This is a genomic window from Paenibacillus sp. KACC 21273 (assembly GCF_028736095.1).
Taxonomy (GTDB): domain Bacteria; phylum Bacillota; class Bacilli; order Paenibacillales; family Paenibacillaceae; genus Saccharibacillus; species Saccharibacillus kyungheensis.
In genome coordinates this window covers 1,715,355-1,736,971 of the sequence record NZ_CP117876.1, presented here as the reverse complement: position 1 = coordinate 1,736,971, position 21,617 = coordinate 1,715,355, and the positions used below count along the sequence as shown (strand labels likewise).

Below are 21,617 nucleotides of genomic sequence, written 5' to 3'. Positions count from 1 at the left end.
TGTGGAGTTAGTTTGAATCCCTTCATTCTTGCACCGTCCTTTATATATTAGATTTACCTTGATCCATATTAATAATATTTTGATACTGGTCAATAAGATGATTACACATACTCGATTTATTATTTTCGTAATAACTAATAAGTGCCGCACTCACGTTTAATTGTTTTGCTATTTCTTTTTGTTTTATTGCTTTTTTAATCCGTTTAAGTTTCCATTCCATTCTAATGTTTTCCTCATTCATTTCACTTTCTCCCTATACTTAATTTATTAATTAAAAAGAGTAGAGGAAGCAAATCCCCTACTCTAATTATTTATTATTTACTTGCTGTACCAATAACAAGTTTAGATACTGCTAATGGAGAATCTACACGTAAAGTTGCTTCTGCTACAACAAAGCCACCTTCAGCATCGCCTGTTTTAGCCAATGGTTCAAAGTGTGGAGCACGAAGATAATCAATATGTAAGTAATCTGTATTTGCTACAGTAATCGTATTTGCAGATGCGTTACGTTCAAGCAAAATATAAAGCGTTCCATAGTTGGTTTGAATCGCATCTACTTTTAATCCGAATGTATTTGCACCAAAACCAACATCTACATTATGTTGATATGAGAATTTATCTGCATAAATGCTATCAACCAATTCTTTCATATCTGCATTCATTACTGCTACAATATCACCAGTGTTTGTACCATTATCAAATAACTTACGTACAGCAGATTTAATAGCATTTTCTGATACAGATGTAGCCGTTACTGTATTTGCTGTAGTTGCCCAATTCTCTAAGCCTTGCATATGGCGTACAAAGTCTCCTGTAGAACCATCTGCACGAGTACCAGTGATCATTGCTTTTTCCATAGCAACTTTAATTTCAATAAGTCTTGCTTGAATTTCTTGTGTTAAAGTTCCATTTGCAATTGCTTGAGCCGTACCTGAAACTTTAGAACTTTTCAAGAAAATTTCAAGGGGATTAGATAATTCTCTCCGACCTGATTTAACTGTATTCGTAATAGGGTCAAGACCTTCTGGCACACTCGCATTTGAAGCATCTAACGCTCGTTCTACCCACGTCTGAATACGACCTTCTGCTCTAAATACATTCCCTTTTGCAGTTAACAAGGACAGCAAGGGAGCGTCTTGAATACCCACTAATGTCATTTCTTGAACTAATGATACGGATTGAGCAGAAGTGAAATCTGCACTTGAAAAAGTTGTCATAATATAATCATCCTTTTAATTATTATTTTTGTTTTATTATGTATTTACTTGCCAAATACTTTACTTAACTTTGCACTAATCATATCTTGTACATTGCCTTTAGATTGGGCTTGCTCATACTGACTTTGTGACTTGTGATTTTCTGGAACATAAGAATTTTTGATTTGACGTTCATTAAGAATCGTATTCAGTTTTATGATTTTTTCTTGTAACTGTTCTGAATCCTTAACATTAAAAAATTCAGCAAAATCATATAATCCTGATTGTTTTAATTCAAAACTAATTTCTTTTTGAAATAATTCTTGTTCACGATGTTCGAGTTGATTCTCTGCTTCTGATTTTATTAGTGGCTTTAAAGCATCTCGTTCAGCCATAATTGGATTTAGAATATCGGCTTCCCATTGTGTTTTAGCATCATTTAGTAATCCATCAATAATTAATTGTTGTTCATCACTAAATGTCATAAGGGGTTGTTCTTGCGAAGATTGTTCTTGCGATTGATCCATTCTTACACATCCTTTCTTAGAAGTTTCATTGATAGACTTAATAAATTAAATAAAAATTTCTATCCTCAACTATTGATTATTAGTCAAAGATAGAAATAGAATAGTGTGTCATATACGGTAGACATACCTATACAATTTATTCTAGGAGAGAATAAACTATAAATAATTATAAAGTTTGAAGGGAATGGCAAAAAACCCTTCATTCATGACACATCATTTAAGATATGACATCAATGAGTGGTTCTTCCTTTGTAGTATACTTATCTTTTTGATTAAAATGTTAGGTTTTATCTAACTTTATTGTAAATTTATAGTTTTGCTTTATCGACAAAATTTGATTTTTAATTTCTTCCATATAATGAATATTCAAATTCTCGTTTTTTTATATCATTTTTTCAAGGTATTATTTGATGTTTTTAATAGTTTGGCTTTTATAACATTTTATTAGAAATCTTCATTTTTCATATTCCGATCTCTACCATATAATAAAAATTCAAATTTTCGTTTTTTTGTATCATTTTTATAGGGTATTATTTGACGTTTTTGATAGTTTTGCTTTGTCCATGTTTTTAATTTTTTTCGTTTTACACTATATGCAAACCTTTTACTACCTTTAAATAAAATACATAAAATGTGGTTATATTAGATACATATTTTAATTACTTTGTAGGAATTTTTAATTTTTTGTTAATTTTCAAACTTTTTGTAGATAAATTTTTTCTCCTTTGTAGTGTAGTTATGTTTTTGATAAAAATGTTAGGTTTTATTTGATAATTATCATTTTTACTATTTTGCTTTTCCTAAAATTTCATTTTTTCATTTTTGAACTCTACCATATAATGAATATTCAAATTTTCATTTTTTTATGTCCTTTTTATAAGGTATTGTCTGTTATTTTTGATAGTTTTGCTTTCGCTAGTTTTTTCTATTTTGAACGTTTTCTGTATTCATTTTATAATTTCGTTATATCTCTAAGCCCCTATCATCAATTCTAAGACATTTCAATAATATGATTTATATTATAAAAGAAACTAATACATAAGATTGTATAAAGTCCTAGACACTTTATATTACTCCATACTTATTAATTACTATAATAAAAAGACAGGAGTATTATTTCCTGTCTTAATGTTAATTCATACATCAATATTATTGAGTGGATTGAACTCGTTATTAAGTTTCTTTAGATCATTTGCAAATAGATTAACATAACGCTGTGTCATAGAAATTTGAGAATGTCTAAGCATCTTTTGCAATGAAAATAAATCTCCATTCGACATGAGGTATTGTTTAGCAAAATAATGACGGAATGTATGGGCGCTTACTCTTACATCTGTCCATCCCATATCATTTTTCAAACGCTTAAAGATTCCTTTTATAGAATCAACTGCTAAAGGTTCATTTTTATCCTCACTTACAAATACATGATCTGATAATTTCCCAAAATACTGTTCGCAAAATATCTTGTATTCCATTAACTCTTTTATCAATTTTTCAGTTAAAGGGATAGATGATTGTTCACGCTTTTTACCATACAAGACAATATGACCTTGAAGCAAATCTGTATTATGCCAAGTTAAATTTCTCATTTCTCCTAGTCTTGCACCAGTACCTAATAAAAATACAATCATTGTATAATTTCTATAAGCATGGAAGGAGTATCTTCTTTCCTTTTTTCTACGATAATAATTTAACATCTGTTTTACTTGATAGTCTGTAAATGTCTGTATTTGTATATCTTCTTTTACAAACCGTAATCCCTTTATAGGATTATTCTTCGCTTCAAACAGTTCAATCTCTTGTAAATAATTCATGAATATTTTGATTGTATGAAGTTTACTGTTACGTGTAGTTGGATTATTATTGCGTTCTTTTTGGCAGTAGAGAAGATAAGATTTCACTGTAGATTGTCTTATATCATTAATATTTATAATTTCATGTTCAGCACAAAATCTTTGAAATTCATTCAATGTTAACATATAGGATTCAATTGTCTTCACTGATAAATTACGATACTCTCTGTCATCTTTAAACTCTTGAATTGCAAATTTCATAATCATACAAAAAACCACCTTCTAATTTAAGATTGTGTCCTAAATAGAAAGTGGCTTTTTATGTAGATTCATGTTCCAACTAGAACACTATCTAAAACTTTGTATAAAACCATGTATGACCTGTAGTGGGATCGAACCACTGACCCCTACCCTGTCAAGATAGTGCTCTCCCGCTGAGCTAACAGGTCAAAATAAGTATGACAACTTCCATATAATATCAAGAATTTATAGTGTTGTCAATCAATTGCTTGCATACGACTATGCTCTCTCTAGTAGTGATTCATACTTCCTGTTAGGCAGGGTATAGACTCCGCCACGTCTGTTGTATATGTACTTCAATATTGTGTCCAATAAGACTCTGGAAGAGGCAGTACTGTCTTTTCTTTGCGCTCCCAGCCCTGAATCATGACGATACTGTTCACTTCAAGTTTGCTATCCCAGTATATGTATTGTTTATTTTCCAAAGACAATAAGATTTGACTGAGTTCGTTGGTGGTTTTGCCTGTCTTAAACGATAACTCTCTCCATTCTGGCATACGACGATATAGTGAAAAGAAGTTATATAAAATACGTAACAATTTGCGTTCGTTATCTTCTAACATGCTGTATCTCTCCTAACAGTATCTCATAATATGTAGTTATAACTATATGCGAACTTTTGTTCTTATTTTAAATGAAGTAATGCCTTTTGGCAAGCCCACCATTATATCTTTCCTTCTCCACCCGAATATCCTTGTTATACAAAAAGACTCTACCTTATTAGGTAGAGTCTTAAAGTTATATCGATCACATCCAGTAAACCGATATGATTATTGTTTGGCTGGTACAACTTCTTTTACATTTACTGTAGTTGATAGCTTTTTATCGCCATATTCTACTTTAATAGTAGTTGTACCTTTAGCAAGTGCTGTGATTTTACCTTCAGTTACTGTAGCGATATTTGCTTTAGTACTTGTCCATGATGCTTCTTTGGTAACATCGACTTTGGTACCTGTATCGTATTCAGCTACGATTTGAACAGATTTAGCATCGCCTACAGTCAATTTCAACGCTTTTTCAGAGAACGTTAATTTTTTCAACTTCGCAGTTACATTCACTTTAACTGTCAATGTTAATCCTTGATACGAACCTGTTAACGTTGTTGTTCCTAGATTCAGTGCTTTAACACTTGATCCTTTAACAGTCGCTACAGAAGGATTCGAAGAAACCCAATTCATTTTAGTAGACAATGTTACCGATTTACCTGTTGCAGCATAGATTCCTACTGCTTTAATAGTTTTGCTCTTTTTGATATTCAACTCAACCACATCTGGTGTAACAGTGATTGATTTAATTTTTGGTTCCATCGTTACAGCAACTTTAACTGTTTTGTTAAGGTATGTTCCTTTAAGCGTTGCTTTACCGTTTAATAAAGCTTTTGCTTTGGAACCTGTTAACAATAAGCTTTCAGAAGAAGACGTCCAATCGATATCATTGCTTACATCAACGGTAGAACCTTCTACTGTCATTGCTTCTACTTTAGGCAAGCTTGCAGTCTCACCAACCACAATACTTAATGTTGTTACGTCTGGTGTCAATACAAGTAGTTTGGTCTGAACCGATACCGGTACAGTCACTTTAAGATCACCAATTGTACCCACTAAATTAACGTTACCTTCGCTTTCAGCTTCTACTTTTGTACTTGTGACTGAAGCAATACTTCCATCACCTGCACTCCATTCTACAAGCTTAGACAAATCTACAGTTGTTCCATCTACTGCTGTTCCTGTTACTTTAGGAAGTGTAGCACTATCTCCTGTAACCAAATCAATTGAATCTACACTAGCTTCTACTTTTTTCATTGTTTTGTAGACAGTCACTTTGAAGCTCTTTGTATAATCTTCATATTCTGCTTTGATTGTAGAAGTACCTTCTACCCATGGAGTTAGCAAACCGTTGTCTGCTGTTACGTTGATTGCATTAGATGAAGTCCATTTCACATCATTCGTCACATCTGTAGGAACGCGAGTGGCATCTGCTACTTCTGCTTTAATTTGTTTTGGAGTATCACCGATAAACATTACTTGATCTTCTTCAGGTGTTAACATTAGACCCTGGAAAGAAGAACGTACATAAATCGTTTGTGTATCTGCAAGTCCTGCATATCTAGCTGTAATTGTTGTTGTACCTTGTTTGATTCCTTTTACCGTACCCAGAGATACAGTGGCTACTGCTGCACTGTATGTAGACCATGTTACTGAAGAAGTTACATCTTCTGAACTACCGTCTGTTTTGGTAGCTGTTGCTTTGAATGTATAAGGCTGTCCGATCGTTACATTTGCTGCTACTTCTGGTGAAATTTTTAATGCTGTATAAGGTGAAGTCACTGTTACTTTTTTAGTAGCAGATAGATCGCCATATTTAGCAGTGATTGTTGTTGTACCTGTGCCGACGGGGGTAATTGTTCCTGCTTTGACAGTAGCTACTGTAGATGCGGAAGAAGTCCATTTTGCATCATCAGATACATCTTCTGTATTGCCTGAACCGTCTACTGTGGATACTGTTAAGTCAGTAGCATCATCATCTAGAGATAGAGTTAAAGCATTGTCGTCTGAAAATTTGAGTGATACCGCACTGCTGTCTGCTGCGAAAACTCCTGCTGGAAATAGTGTACTCGCTACGATAACAAGTGCAAGCATCCATTTTGCCATTTTGGCAGTATGTGTCATTAATTTCTCTCCTTGTATAACGTATTTGTGATCTTCTCTGTCCATTCCTGTATTAATATCGGTTGGAATACTATATTTTTGAAGACAATTGATCCAAAATAAGGCTATAGTCCTGTAAATTCTCTTCTTTTTCTGGAAAATCAAGGTGTATTTTCACTAGTAAACTGTTCAGCATCCACGTAGAGAGCGAACAATAAATCGATAATCTGATTTGCGCAAAATACGACCATTCCCTAAAAATACTTGTTGATGATCATGCTTTATAATCTTAGCCTGTAATTCAACCAATCGATCGCCTTGCCAGATCATAACCTGGGAGCCGAAAAGAATAGCATTATCGAATTGCACCGGTAATTTCATAACATACCCGATATGATTCAGTTCTGCGGCAGAAGATTCTAATTCTTGAGGTAACTGTTCTAATTCTTTGATATACAAAATATCATTTAATAGCACATTGATCGCTCCTGGTTGTAAAATCAATCGATTTTTGCTTTCGTCCCAGTACTGGATCGTACCATATAATCTAGAAGTATATTCATCGTCACGAGTAACCATTACTTTTTTACCTTCCCAATGCTTCATCTTTTCACCTCCCTTGAAATATGAATCTTTATGTGATATTTGGAATATGCCAGTCGATTGGACGTTCTCCATGTTGCTCTAAAAATTCATTGGTACGTGAAAAAGGTTTGCTTCCAAAAAATCCTTTGCGAGCTGCAAATGGGCTGGGATGAGCTGACCGAATAATCAAATGACGCTCTTGATCGATAAAAAATTCTTTTTCAGCGGCATGATTGCCCCACAACAAAAACACCATTGGTTCTGAGCGATCATTCAACGCATGAATCACTGCATCGGTGAATTGCTCCCATCCTTTACCTCGATGTGAAGCAGGCTTGGATTCTCTGACTGTTAATGCGGTATTGAGCAAAAGAACACCTTCTTTGCCCCATTGTACAAGCGAACCATGATTCGGTGTCGGTATATTTAGATCTTCTTTTAACTCTATGTAGATATTACGTAACGATGGCGGTACTCGTACCCCTGGCATGACCGAAAAGCTTAATCCTTCTGCTTGCCCTGCTCCATGATAAGGATCTTGTCCCAAAATTACAGCTTTCACCTCAGCATATGGTGTTAATCGGAACGCTTGAAAAAGTAAATCACGTGGCGGATAGACTACAGCTTCTTCATACTCTTGATCTAACCATGTCATTAGCTGTTGAAAATAAGGTTTCTCCATTTCATCTTTGAGCACTTCATCCCAATCATTACCGAACATATACAACATCCTTTCTTATTCAATGATTTGTAGTCTGACAAAAAAAGGACCAACCCATTATTCATGAGTCAGTCCTTTATACGATAGGTGTACTTATGATAAACACGTATACCTACTTGAATGCTAAGGATCTCACCGTTCACCTATGAGCAACATTTATAATAGAAAGTAAATGTTGCTATGCGTCTGTATTATAGCGTATTCCAGACTCTAAAGGCAAGAATCTAGAAGATCTATTATCATGAACGAATAGTGTATCTACTTTGTATCTTTCTATTGGCGAACAGGTACATTAAAGTCATCGACATTAATATGTCCGAATCCTCCTGTAGATTGATCCACTACTTTAATATAGAGTTCTTGTCCTATATAAGCAGATGCATCCCAAACCTTTCTTTGATACTCTTCATAATTGGTGGCTGTTTCTTTGAATAACTCTTTGCCATCCGATGCTCGCACCAGTGCTACATATAACTTATCAATATCACGACCTCCACTGAGTAAGAAATTAATATTCCCATTTCCACCAAGGATAAACGGTTGTGATTGCAACTTGCCTGTTAAGCTATCTCCTCCAGCTTGTTCATTGAATCCCCATAAATGGTATCCACCCGGAATTTTGTGTGAAGGATTGAAATAAATCGTATCCCAGAAAAACTTTTGATTGGTAACATGGACATTTTGGAAAGCATTCCCCTCGGTAATCCATCCTGTAAGATCACCAGTAGCAAAATCGTGATTAGGCAAGTCTTTAATATTGGTGTATTTCGTATTATCCCAATCAGCGGGTACATCTACAGGGGCAGCAGATTCACCAGTCAATGCATTCATATTCCATACTTCCATCGACTTCACCTGAATATCTTGATCTGCCCAGACTTGTAATCCAAGCGAATCATATCTACCGACATAGACACGAGTAGTCAGCTTTTTCTTATCGTTAGCAAAAGCTTCAACAACCGAACGATCTAGGAAAATATGCAACTTCAGATTTTCTCCATCAAGGGCTACATATCCACCCTGAATCCCATCGACACGTACATCAGGATCTACACTACTTTTGTTACGATCAACATTAAAGGTTCCATTGGTTTTATCATAATAAATTAAGGTTTCCTCTTCGCCTTTATCCGAACGTCTAACTTTAATTCCAAACTTCTGAGATTCTTTAGGATCGATTTCCATGACGATTTCTAACATATCGCCTTTGACCGATTGAATCGCTTGATTAGCGGCTTGTAGATTTTTATTTTTAAAATCAACCACTTTTGCTCCTCGTAGACTCTGTAATTCTTCTATCGGCTTAATCTGTAATTGATCCTTACTATCCAAACTCAGCGAAATCGGTAATGCTAAATTATGAGCCCAACCCGCTTGATATTCGGCTTGCGGTGTTCTTACATTTTGCACCATCGAATAAATCACTGTTCTACCGTCTGGTGTGACCATACCACTTTCAGCGGTTAAATAGCCGTCACCTACATCCAGCTTAGAAGGTGCTTCTTGATCCGGTATAAATTTGAAATGTTCTCGGTCCCATGTGCCGATCCAGTAAAAGACTTCAACATCTCGTTGCACATCATTTGCTGGAGCAACATGTTCTGGTTTTTCATGTGGATTAATCATAAAAATATATTTTTCTTTGCCTGCACTATTTTTACCTATTGGTAGTAATACAGGTAATTCCCATACTGTACCCAGTTCAGGATACAGGGTTCGATCACTTACATATAAAGGCCCTTTGTACTCCCAATTATACATATCATCGGATACATAGACCAACGCTGTACCACTACTAAAATCTTGGATAACGGACGTTACTAATTGATACCACTTATCGGTTTCTTGGTCATACCATACAAAAGGATCGCGGAATTCATTCGGAATCCCTTTACTATTCTGTTCGGTCACCGGTGTAGGATGCTTCACCCATTTCTCCAAATTAGGATCAGCCAGATTTGCAGGTTTGGCTAAAGCTGTACGCTGATTAGGAGATAATGAATCATTTCCGGCTGTATAAAATAAGACCGGATTACCTTCACGATCATACGCTGCGCTTCCTGACCATGTCCCATCAGGATCTAGACTGCCTGCTTCTGGCGCAAGTGCAGGTCTTACATTTTCCCAATGCACCATATCATCACTGACCCAATGACCCCAATGAATTTGATGCCAGAAAGGTCCTTGCGGATTGTGTTGATAAAACAAATGATATTTTCCGTTAAAGTAAATCGGTGCATGTGCTTCATTCATCCAATTTTGTGGTGGCATTGCATGATATTGTGGACGATGCTGATCTCCATCAAACACAGCAGGATCTTCATCAATATCACCATTTGGAATAGCTGGAATATTGCCTTCATGCAGAGCTTTTACACTTTCATATTCAGCTAGAATTTCTTGAGAAGTAAGGGCTTTGTTGTATAACTTCAATTCATCTATCAGCCCGCTAAACATATTAAATGAAAATAGGCCTGCTAGTTCTACTGGATTGTTGTTTTTCCCAATGATTAAATCTGCAGAAGAAGGAGTAATAGGAACATCAACAGGTGTTGCCTGAGAGGCTACTTGCTGACCATTCAAATACAACTTAATCACACCTTCTGTTTTATCAAAAGTGCCCGTGATATAATTCCATTTGTATTTTTCAAGCGGGTGATCTTTAACCCATACTTGAATCCACTGACCACCGATTCCTAACTGCATTGACCATGTGCCGTGTCGATACATTCCCAGTGCAAAACCTTCTGCTTGATCCGGGTTAGACTGATTTATAATAGTCGATAGCTTATTACCATCTCCCCATTCATAGCTACGTGGAGCCACCCAAGCTTCGATCGTAAGTGCATCATTGACAGCAACAGTGTCTTTGGCTTCGATCTGAATATCATTCGAATATCCATCAAATAGTAATGCTCCACCTTTTACTCCATGTGAAGTCCATCTGGGATCTTTAGAATCCATATATCTAGCATTGTTAAATACATAATTCACATCATGTTCAATATTTGTGACTTTCTCTAATGCTTTTTTTCCTGTACCTTCATCAAAATCCATATCAAAAATAGTACCTATATTGTTGGCTTGAAAAGCATCAACAGCAATACTGGCTTGATCGGATTGATCGATAATTTTCAGGTACAGTTGTTTATTGTAATATTGTTTGAGTTGCCATGAGATCTTCTGATTGACACTGACAGTGTCTGTCTTTTTCAGTAGCATATCTGTTTGTGCATCATATAATGCAACATATGCATCCTCTGGATGGACGATATCAAGAATAGTAAAGTTTATGATGCCTGTTCCTTGAAGTTTGAACGTACTGGAAGTTAATGAACCTATTCCTTCCAAAGAAGACTTGGCATAATATTGTCCTTCTTTGCCCGTTTGAGATTCATCGGTCACTTGAAAAGGAGTGCCATCTACTGTCCAACCTTCAACATTCCCTGTCTCAAAGCTACGATTTTTAATTTCACCGGGAATACTGGCAACTGGAGTCATATTTTCTGCTACTATGCCTTGTTGGGGAATGCTTGTATACAGCGTTTTGAAATCATCTGCAAAGAGTAGTCCCCAATCGGAGGTTGCATGGTCGACAATCTCAATATATAGCTTTTTCCCTATATACTTAGACAAATCTGCTTTATACTGCTCCATATTTGCAAGTCTTAATCCTTGATTGGGATTAGGGAATCCAGATTCATTAAAAGCATGATTACCATATTTAGCAATAGAATTGCCTGTAGCCGCATCAATAATGTTCACATAGGATTCATTATTATGCTTACCTCCGCCTAATCTAAATGTAATCCAACCTGTTCCACCAAGCTCGAAAGTACTTGAATGAAGTGTACCTGTAGCCGATTCATCATATTTCCAACCATTTAGATGATAAGATCCTTCTTGATTATATGGAATTTTTTCAGCCCACCATGTTGTTTCGTTGGATACACTGTTCGGGCCGAATGCATTCCCTTCGACAACCGTCCAGCCTGTAAGATCTCCTGTCTCAAAACCTGGATTGGTAATCTCATAAACTGCTTGTGTCGCAGATAATGGAGGATTTTGATAAACTGCGTCTGTTACGGATGATTCGATATTTTTCTGCGAAATCGAAATGTTGCTTATCGTAGATTTAGGTGCTGCTGCCGCTGATATTTGAGGAGTGATACATTGAAGAATGATAATCGGAATACTCAATTTGGAAATCCAAGATTGTTTACTCTTGATATTGTTCATTAAATAGCCTCCTTCATCGTATAAAGCACTTTTACCAAATCGATTGCATCTCCCATACTTCTATCGATATCACTTCTAACTCTCCATCACTCCAAAGTTCCAGTTCCAAAGCGTCTGGCCGGCTAGGATATACTCGGGTCGTTAAGCTTTTCAACCCATTGGCATATGCTTCGATCATAGAACCATCCAGATAGATATGAAGCTTCAACGGATCATCATTAATGTCTAATGTTCCACCTTGAATACCTGTACAGACCTCTTTAGGATTCAGTGTTGATTTGGTACGATCGACCGACAACTGAGCATCATTTTTATCGTAATATAGCAATGTTTCTTCTGCACGATCCGGTGTACACCGAACTTTAATCCCTATTTTCTGAGCCGTACTGGATTGGAGTTCGACCTGAATCTCAAGTCGATCACCTTGAACATGCTTGAGAAGATCATTAGCTTCTCGTAACGACTTTTCTTGGAACGATAAATGTCTTTTTCTACGCAGTGATTGAAGCTCTTGAATAGGCTCTATTCCTAAACGTCCATCTTCTCTCAAATATATACTTAGTGGTAACCCTGCATTGTGAGCCCAACCTGCCTGATATTCTAGTTCAGAAGTGCGATCGCCTTGCGCAATGGTGAAAATAATTTTTCGATCTGTTTTGGGATCAACCATTCCACTCGGACCTGTAAAATGAAAATCTCCTACATCGATTAATTGAGGTTCTTCTTGATCCGGTATGAATAATAATTGTTGCTCATCCAGCTGTCCAATCCAATAGAACACTTCAACATCTGCACCTTCTCCTACAGGGCTAACTAACAAAATATGCTTATGCTGACCATGCTGATCGATTCCTAGCGGAAGAAAAACTGGCAACTCCCAGATTGGCCCAAGATAAGGATATTTCTGAAGGTCAGCTTGATAAAAGATACCTTTATACGTCCAATCCAGCATATTTTCTGAAGAGAATGCAAGTGCCACTCCACCTACATCTTCAATACCTGAACCTACTAAAGCTAACCATCGATCATCTTCTTTCCATACAAAAGGATCTCGAAAATCTCCAAATGCACCTATTCCATCGGGTTGTACCATCAGAGAATCTGGATGTTTAGTCCATTGCATAAGATCAAGATCATGATTTTGCAAATAAGTGCTTTCTGCCAGCGCTACACTTTGATTGGGAGAAAGACTGTCATTGGCTGCTGTGAAGAACAAAACAGGTAGCCCATTCACATCATAAGTGGCGCTTCCAGACCAGATGCCATCAGGGGAAAGATGATCATTTTCAGGAGCTAGCGCTACAGGAAGATCACGCCAGTGTACAAGATCGTTACTCACCCAATGTCCCCAATGAATATGATAAAAGAACGGTCCCAAAGGATTATGTTGATAAAATAAATGATATTGCCCCTCAAAATAAATCGGTGCATGTGGTTCATTCATCCAGTGAGCAGGTGGACTGGCATGATATTGTGGTCGATGTCGATCTTGTAATAATGGTGTGCGATCTAGCTTGATCTCGTCATACGCCAACTGTGGATGTGTACCTTCAGGCATACTATTTAATACATGCTGATAAGAAGAAGCAATCTGCTCTGTGTCCAGTGCTTGATTGTATATTTTGAGTTCATCGAGAATGCCACTGAACATTTGAAGATGAAATACGTCAGCAAGCACACTGCTATGATTGTTTTTACCAATAATTAGCTCTGTATCTTCCGCTTGAATAAGTCGAGAGCCTGTAGGTACGTCAGTACAAGCTATTTCTCTACCGTTCAAATACAATTTGAGTTCTCCATGATCTCCTTTAAATACAGCATGGATACAAGACCATGTATTTTTGGGAAGTTCATATCCAGCAGGTGCCCAGACTTCTTTCCACTGTCCTGTATCCAGCCCCACTTGAAAAGACCATGATCCATGTCGGGACATCCCTAGCAAATAGCCTTGTTTTCGCTCGATATGATGCTGATTAATAATAGCTGTTAGCTTGCCTTCGTTCCCCCAATCATAGGAGCGTGGTGCTACCCATACTTCTATCGTCAATGCAGAGAAAGAAGTCGCTTCACTACCTATACTTTTCTTATCCAATGTATGAGCAATATACGTTGAATATCCATCAAATAGCAGCCCACTTCCGACAACGCCTTTTCTCCACTGTGGATCATGTGGTTGCAACTCTGATGAACGAAATACATAATGTATAGGATCTTGAACTTGAGATATATTCTCTACAGTACTTGATCCTTGACCTTCCTCAAAGTTCCAATACATCATCAATCCAAACTCTTCTGCCAGGTGACTCATATATCTGCCCCCCATGCACTAGCATCTTGTATGTCCACAGATTTCAGTGTATGCAATTGAAGAGACGTTAGTGTCGTTTGACCTGATTTCGGACTGATCTCGATAGATTCAAGTGGAGCATCAGGAAAAATCTGATCAGTGAGTGCAACAATACCTTGATTGGCATACACTTCTATCGAATTGCGATCTACCCAAATACGCAGATGTAGTTGTCCGTTTTCTATCGTTAGATGAGCGCCATGTTTAGCAGCAAATAAAGGGTGAAAATCTGTTATCCCTGAACGGGAGCGGTCAATAAATAACCACTGTTGTACAGGATCGTAACCAACAATCACTTCACTTTGTTGTGAAGATTTGAAAATAATATGAACTTCGTTTTGCGAGCGCATATCTATTTCTACATCTATTTCGAATAGATCGTGATGAGTAGACTGTACAAAAGAAGTTGTAGGTGTAATCAAGATATTTTCCCAACGTCGAGATTGTTCACGTAACTGTTGTACTTCTTCTACAGGCATTTGAGTTAATGTTGTATACCCGTTGTTAGAAGTTAGAGATAAGACACGTGGTAGAGTCATAGCACCCCGCCATAAATCTGTAGGTGTGTCGTTAGCATATTTCCAATTACTCATCCAGCCGATAATCACACGGCGTCCATCATGTTCAGGAATATCTGACCAAGTCACGCCTGCATAGTTATCTCTACCATAATCCAACCACATAATATGATCTTGAGGATGATCATTTCTGAATGTATGACCGTCAAAATCTCCAACAAAATATTGTGTTCGCGATCCTTCAGGACATTCAGGATGATCTCCTATACTTATAATAAGCACCCACTTGGAATACCCGCTGTCATCTACAGGTAATTCAAATAGATCAGGACATTCCCATACGCCATCATGTGAACCTTGACCTTCGCCAAATGTTCCGGTGAACGACCATTCTAATAAATTGCGGGATTTATAAAATCTTGCATGATCGCCTGCCACAATCACCATAATCCAGTGAGCACTTTGCGAATGCCAGAACACTTTAGGATCTCTGAAATCGATCAAATCTTTTTCGGTGATAACAGGATTTTCAGTGTATTTGTGCCACGTATGCCCTTGATCACTACTGTAAGCTAGACTCTGACGTTGACGGGGTTGGTCGGTATCTGGATGAGTGTCCGCATGAGTGAATATAGCGATTAACCCATGAGAGTCTGCAAATAATCCGCTACTGTTATTCCAATCTACAACACAGCAACCCGAAAAAATCGCTCCATGTTCATCCGGAAATAAAGCTATTGGCATATGTTGCCACTGGATAAGGTCTTCACTAACAGCATGTCCCCAGTGCATCGGTCCCCATTTAGTACTGTACGGATGATATTGATAAAAAAGATGATACATCCCTTCGTAATACACTAATCCATTCGGGTCGTTCGCCCAGTTAGCAACAGGTGCAAAATGAAAACCGGGTCTGAATACATCATTTTTATGCTGTTGATTTAACTTTATAAATTGCTCAATCTCATCTAGGGTTGGCATCGCTTCAAGAGCCCCTTTTCGTTTAGTCACTAATGCTCCTCCAGCGTTTGCAAAAGTAAGCATACTTATCATTTGTTGTGTTGTCATATGTTCTAAAGCACTGTCGCTCTTCAGAATGTGATATAACAAGCAACCTAGAAAAGCATCACCAGCACCTGTAGTGTCGATAGTGTCAACTCGGAAACCCTTTACATATCCATCCAGATGAGATAAGCGGTAATAACAACCTTTTTCGGCTAAAGTCACTACGATCAATGGAATACCAAATTGGTGTTGTAGCTCTAAAGAACCTTTTTCAATATCATTGGTGTTGCATATAAAATACAGTTCTTCTTCTGATACTTTCAAAATATTCGTATGATTTATTCCCCATAATATTTGTTGCTTGGCTTCTTGTTCACTTTCCCATAAAGACATCCGTAGATTTGGATCAAATGAAAGAAGTACCCCTGATTCTTTGGCTTGCATAACGGCAGTCTGAGTCGCACTACGTGCAGGTTCATGAGTCAACGATACCGAACCAAAATGCAGCACTTTACAATGTTGAATCCGCTCCAATGAAATATCCGCTGCTGTCAAAAAAGTATCGGCCCCTGGCTTACGAAAAAAGCTAAATGAGCGATCGCCTTCATCATCCAAATGAACAAAAGCAAGCGTTGTACTCGCTTCGTCTGTAAAAGATACTTCGGATACATCTACCCCACCATTTAACAATCGTTGATGTAGTAACGAACCAAATGGATCACCTCCTACTTTACTGATTAATGCAGTACTTGCTCCTAGACGGGACAATGCAGTCACTACATTAGCTGGCGCACCTCCAGGATGACACTCAAAAAGTTGATTATTGTCAGCTGTACGTCCAGCCGGGGTAAAATCGACTAATAATTCTCCAATAGCAATAACATCAAGCACAGTTGTTCTCCACCTATTCTCTATTTATTTTGTAAGATTGGCATTATAACGATCGAGTCCAGTCTGATAGATTGCCATCAATTCACTCAGACCCATTTTTTCCAGTGTTTTCAAATAGTCATTCCATTCTTCATCCGTCACACCATCTACAATAAATCGTCCTCTTTTGGTGTTGACGTATCTCATCAATTCAGGCTCAATTCTGTTGATCTTATCCAATTCTTCGGCTGCAAAAAAGATATTCGGGTATTTCTCTTTTTCCATATAAGGAACATAGTATTTTGCTAAATCTTTAGTACGATTCTGAGCACGTGGCTCCATATCTACAACTTTTCCAAAATCGTCAGCAGTGATAACACCCGGTCCACCTGATCCCGGTGTTACCTTTTGACGATACTCTCCTGCAGAGGCTCCTTGGGGAAGTGGAAGATTAACCAATTTCCCAGTGCTATCTTTTTTAAATATGATCCCTAACGGCCCCCAGTGAATTTGTGCAGCCATATACGGTTCATATTGTTGATCAACCCAGCGCATAGTCACTTCAGGATTACTATTAACACTAGTAATAGCGAAAGCTCCACGCCCCGGCCCCCCACCGTTAGCACGTCCAATCAATTGATCTCCATGCGGACCTTTTAGCGGAGAAAGAAGAACGTAATCTTTGGCACGTTCTGTTCCAACCACTTCTTCAGCTTCCCACCAGATATAAGATCCAAGCGTCTCATCTATCGTTTTACCTTTAGATAAATACTGTGCGGCATCTTGAGTAAACGATTCTGGATCAATCAGACCTTGCTTATACCATTTCTCATGAAAATATGTTAATGCTTCTTTATATTGAGGTTGAGCAGCTGTAAAGATCACTTGCCCATTACGAACTACTCGGTGTTCTAGATTATCGGGAAGCCCAAATGCTCCAAAAAGACCTGCAATATCCATACACCATTGCATATGCATAAAGCTTAATGGGATTTCATCAGGCTTGCCGTTTCGATTAGGATCTTGTGTTTTGAAAGCAAGTAAAGCTGCTGTGTATTCATCTAGCGTTTGCGGAACAGGAAGCCCTAATTGATCCAGCCATGATTTATTAATCACATGAAAGAAAGGATTAATTTCCAGATTATTTTCTTCCCAGGATGGTAATCCATAGATATGTCCATCTGCTGCTGTAATCGCTAACTTGATATCAGGGCGACGTTTCAGTAATGCTTTCAAATTAGGCGCATATTGTTCAATTAAATCTTCCAGCGGAATAATCGTGCCATCTTTTCCGTAATTGATTAACTCGTAATCAGTAAATCCTGCTGCATAAAAAGCGTCCGGTAAATCTCCACTAGCAATCAGCAAATTTTTCTTTTCTGTATAATCGGTATCCGGAATATTCTCCCAATTGATTTTGACATGCGTCTTTTTTTCCAGACTTTTGAAGATTTCCATTTCTGAAAATTCTGGAGCTAAAGCAGACTTTGGAGATACCATTCTTAACGTTACTGGTTCATCTACAATAGGAAGACCTGTTTGATGAAAAGCTACTTTTTGACTGGGATCACTACCTTGATTGTTGGAACTATTATGGTTTGAACATCCACTGAACACTAACGCTGCACTTACTATCCAAATGGCGGAACTTTTGAATACAGATTGCACGATATCTAACCTCCTTATACTTTCCAAAAGCTACAATCTCGTACAAATTTTTTATAATAGAAAAATCTGAGATGATAGCTTCTTTTAACTATGGTTAACTTATCCTTTGATGGATCCGATCATGACACCTTTGACAAAGTACTTCTGTAAGAATGGATATAACATCAGTAAGGGTAGACTTGATACCATAATCACGCCGTATTTAATCAATTCTGTTACCCGCATTTTCGCTGCGTAGGATTCGACATCTATCATCATGCCTGAGTTGACCTGATTCTGAATTAGAATATTACGAAGTACTAATTGCAACGGGTATTTGTTGTCATCACTCAAATAAATCAAAGCATCGAAAAATCCATTCCAAAAGCCGACTACATGATAGAGCACCATAACCGCTAAAATAGATTTAGATAAAGGAAGAACGATACTCCAGAAAAATCGAGTATTGGAACAACCATCTATAGAAGCTGCTTCCCACATTTCATCTGGAATGGATGATTGAAAAAAGGTTCTGACGATAATAACGTTAAATACGCCACCTGCCCCGGGCAGAATAAGCGCCCACATGGTATTCAACAGATGTAAATCTTTAATTAACAAATAGGTAGGAATTAATCCTCCACTAAAAAACATAGTGATTAGCAAAAACCACATAATCAAAGACTTGCCAGCCAGATTTTTACGAGCTAAAGGATAGGCTGCAAATACTGTAACCGCAACTCCGATCAGTGTTCCTAAAGTGGCATACAAAATCGAATTAGCGTATCCAATCCATATCGAAGAATCATTAAAAATTCTTGCATACCCGTCTAAAGTAAATCCTTTAGGAAATAACCAAATCTCACCCGAGTAGATATAATTCGGATCACTAAATGAAGCAACCAGTACAAAATACAATGGATATAATACAAGCAACATAATAAAGGTCAGTAGCGCATAATTAATAATGTCAAACCACATATCTCCTCGACTTTTACGCTTCAGCAATGAATTCAAAGTAAACTCCTCCCTACCAGAGACTGGTTTCTGTCATTTTTTTAGCAATTCGATTCACTGTAACAATCAGAACAATATTGATGAGTGAGTTAAACAAGCCTACTGCTGTCGAAAAGCTATATTGTGCTTTCTGAATCCCCATTTCATATACATAAGTCGGAATAATATTGGAGGTAGCATAATTCAGATCACTTTGCATCAGAAAAGCTTTTTCAAAACCTATGCTCATGATATTACCGAGTGCCAGAATCAATAAGATCACAATCGTCGGCAAAATACTTGGAATATCGACGTACAATACCCGTTTCCATTTGCTTGCGCCATCCATTGTTGCTGCTTCATGAAGTTCAGGATTAACCCCAGCCAGCGCAGCCAGATAAATGATAGTTGCGAACCCTGTTTCTTGCCAGATCCCTGATAATATATACAGTGGACGGAACCATCCTTCATCCGCCATAAATAGAATCGGTTCTCCTCCAAACAAAGTAATAACATGATTCACCATTCCGCTATTCGGAGATAAAAAAACGTTAAGCATACCGATCAGTACAACTGTAGATATAAAATGCGGTGCATAAATCACAGTCTGCACAAATTTTTTGTACGTTTTCCCTAGCATCTGATTCAACATAATCGCAATAATAATAGGAGCAGGAAATCCAAATAACAAAGACATCAAGCTAAGTGAGAGCGTATTCATAATAACTGTCCAGAAATTATAAGAGTTAAAAAAATCCATAAAGTGTTGAAATCCTACCCATTCGCTTCCCCAGATTCCCCGACTGGGTGAGAAATCTTTAAAAGCGATCTGTACGCCATACATAGGATAGTACTTAAATAGAAGATAAATAATGATGATCGGTAGTAAAAACAAATACAATTCATAGTCCCGTTTGAAACGACTCCATCTTTTGGCTTTGGTCTTGGTCGGTTGATTAACCTGACTTGTTATCGAATCCACTTTCATTCTCCCTTTCATCACAATCATTTTGAAACGTTTCCAATTTGATATAAATAAAATATTTATGTGTGGTTTTACTTGGAGTATCGTTTTTGAAACGTTTCCAACTTTTAATAAAAAACCAGCAAATACTCTTTATGATGTAGTATGTACTGAAGTTTTTTTGATCTAAAAAAAGATCACGTCGTTTCACCTTGTTTGAACATCACTGGAATACGGTACACTTGCTGATCCAAAGAAATACCTTCCATTTTGCTATATAGCAGCCTTATACTCATGCGCGCCATTTCTTCTACGGGCTGTCTGATCGTAGATAATATAGGATGAAAATAAGGGCTATCTTGAATCCCATCGTATCCGATCACTTTCACATCTTTTGGAACCGAAATGCCCTGTTTAGTCGCTCGATCAATATAATTTGCTGCTAACATATCTGTAATCGCAAACACACCATCAATATCTGGATATGTACCAAAGAACTCATCAAAATACGCTTGATCGTCTATAATAGGGTCTGACTTTTCGTAAATGATATAATCGACTCCTAAGGCTTCTGCTTCATCAATAAATCCTTTTCTTCGATTCATCGTTTCGCTAAATACAGAAGTGATGCTCCCCATAAAAGCTGGCTTTTGAGCTCCTGCTTTGACAAGTTCTCTCAAAGCTAAGCGCCCTCCTTCATAATTGTCTGAAGTGACACAAGTAATTTTCTTATTAAAGTGTCGATCAATACTTACAATCGGAATATCATTACTGACACTACTTTCAATATCGTTATACGTTATCCCTACAATACCAGCGACTTTGTTTTGTCGTAGCATATCCAGATAGTACAGTTCCTTTTCCGGCTTACCTCCACTATTGCATAACATTAACTTAAATCCTTCTTGATCCAATTCATCTTCAATATAATAAGCTAATTCGGAAAAGAAAGGATTCCAAATACTAGGAAGCAATAAGGCAACCATTTTGGATTTTTGCATTTTAAAATTACGAGCGACTTCATTCGGAAAATAATTAAGCTCTTGTATAGCTTCTTCTACTTTTCGACGTGTGATCGGTTTGACAGCTCCAGAGTTGTTAATGACTCTAGAAACCGTTCCTACAGCAACGCCGGCTAGCATAGCTACATCTTTTATACTTGTCATTTAACACCTCCGACCTTGCTTATGGAATTCATAATAGCACCAAACTGGAAACGTTTCAATACTTTTTTGGAAACGTTTCATTTTAAATAAAAATC

15 protein-coding genes and 1 tRNA gene are annotated in these 21,617 nt (G+C 37.3%); all 16 read right to left on the bottom strand.

What is annotated here, in order from left to right; all coding sequences use genetic code 11:
- Positions 1 to 40: 40 nt before the first annotated feature.
- Positions 41 to 220: a helix-turn-helix domain-containing protein gene (locus tag PQ460_RS07885; RefSeq protein ID WP_274172286.1), complete on the bottom strand. Its 180-nt coding sequence runs from the start codon at positions 218 to 220 to the stop codon at positions 41 to 43.
- Between the two features lie 94 nt (positions 221 to 314).
- Positions 315 to 1,217 carry an SU10 major capsid protein gene (locus PQ460_RS07880; protein WP_274172285.1) on the bottom strand — a complete coding sequence of 301 codons (903 nt, stop codon included), beginning with the start codon at positions 1,215 to 1,217 and terminating at the stop codon, positions 315 to 317.
- 44 nt (positions 1,218 to 1,261) lie between these two features.
- The gene (locus tag PQ460_RS07875) at positions 1,262 to 1,723 is read right to left on the bottom strand and encodes a hypothetical protein (RefSeq protein WP_274172284.1); all 462 of its coding nucleotides are present in this window, start codon (positions 1,721 to 1,723) and stop codon (positions 1,262 to 1,264) included.
- Between the two features lie 1,136 nt (positions 1,724 to 2,859).
- Positions 2,860 to 3,783, bottom strand: coding sequence for a tyrosine-type recombinase/integrase (locus PQ460_RS07870; RefSeq protein ID WP_274172283.1), 924 nt, complete (start codon positions 3,781 to 3,783; stop codon positions 2,860 to 2,862).
- A gap of 110 nt (positions 3,784 to 3,893) precedes the next feature.
- Positions 3,894 to 3,965, bottom strand: a tRNA-Val gene (locus PQ460_RS07865).
- Between the two features lie 147 nt (positions 3,966 to 4,112).
- Positions 4,113 to 4,379: a hypothetical protein gene (locus PQ460_RS07860; protein ID WP_273613055.1), complete on the bottom strand. Its 267-nt coding sequence runs from the start codon at positions 4,377 to 4,379 to the stop codon at positions 4,113 to 4,115.
- Positions 4,380 to 4,586: 207 nt separating this feature from the next.
- The gene (locus tag PQ460_RS07855) at positions 4,587 to 6,485 is read right to left on the bottom strand and encodes an Ig-like domain-containing protein (protein ID WP_274172282.1); all 1,899 of its coding nucleotides are present in this window, start codon (positions 6,483 to 6,485) and stop codon (positions 4,587 to 4,589) included.
- A 168-nt stretch (positions 6,486 to 6,653) separates the two neighbouring features.
- Positions 6,654 to 7,070: a hypothetical protein gene (locus tag PQ460_RS07850; protein ID WP_273613057.1), complete on the bottom strand. Its 417-nt coding sequence runs from the start codon at positions 7,068 to 7,070 to the stop codon at positions 6,654 to 6,656.
- 28 nt (positions 7,071 to 7,098) lie between these two features.
- Positions 7,099 to 7,770, bottom strand: coding sequence for a uracil-DNA glycosylase (locus PQ460_RS07845; RefSeq protein WP_274172281.1), 672 nt, complete (start codon positions 7,768 to 7,770; stop codon positions 7,099 to 7,101).
- A gap of 273 nt (positions 7,771 to 8,043) precedes the next feature.
- Positions 8,044 to 12,009 carry a GH32 C-terminal domain-containing protein gene (locus PQ460_RS07840; protein ID WP_274172280.1) on the bottom strand — a complete coding sequence of 1,322 codons (3,966 nt, stop codon included), beginning with the start codon at positions 12,007 to 12,009 and terminating at the stop codon, positions 8,044 to 8,046.
- 31 nt (positions 12,010 to 12,040) lie between these two features.
- Positions 12,041 to 14,317, bottom strand: coding sequence for a GH32 C-terminal domain-containing protein (locus PQ460_RS07835; RefSeq protein WP_274172279.1), 2,277 nt, complete (start codon positions 14,315 to 14,317; stop codon positions 12,041 to 12,043).
- Complete coding sequence (locus tag PQ460_RS07830; RefSeq protein ID WP_274172278.1) at positions 14,314 to 16,770, bottom strand: PfkB family carbohydrate kinase; 2,457 nt, start codon at positions 16,768 to 16,770, stop codon at positions 14,314 to 14,316. The genes PQ460_RS07835 and PQ460_RS07830 overlap by 4 nt, the downstream gene beginning before the upstream one ends.
- Before the next feature lie 24 nt (positions 16,771 to 16,794).
- Entirely contained in the window at positions 16,795 to 18,417 is a 1,623-nt protein-coding gene (locus tag PQ460_RS07825) for an ABC transporter substrate-binding protein (protein ID WP_274172277.1), read from the bottom strand.
- 99 nt (positions 18,418 to 18,516) lie between these two features.
- Positions 18,517 to 19,413 carry a carbohydrate ABC transporter permease gene (locus PQ460_RS07820; protein WP_274172276.1) on the bottom strand — a complete coding sequence of 299 codons (897 nt, stop codon included), beginning with the start codon at positions 19,411 to 19,413 and terminating at the stop codon, positions 18,517 to 18,519.
- 13 nt (positions 19,414 to 19,426) lie between these two features.
- Entirely contained in the window at positions 19,427 to 20,380 is a 954-nt protein-coding gene (locus PQ460_RS07815) for an ABC transporter permease (RefSeq protein WP_274172894.1), read from the bottom strand.
- Between the two features lie 173 nt (positions 20,381 to 20,553).
- Positions 20,554 to 21,522 carry a LacI family DNA-binding transcriptional regulator gene (locus PQ460_RS07810; RefSeq protein ID WP_274172275.1) on the bottom strand — a complete coding sequence of 323 codons (969 nt, stop codon included), beginning with the start codon at positions 21,520 to 21,522 and terminating at the stop codon, positions 20,554 to 20,556.
- Between the last annotated feature and the right edge of the window lie 95 nt (positions 21,523 to 21,617).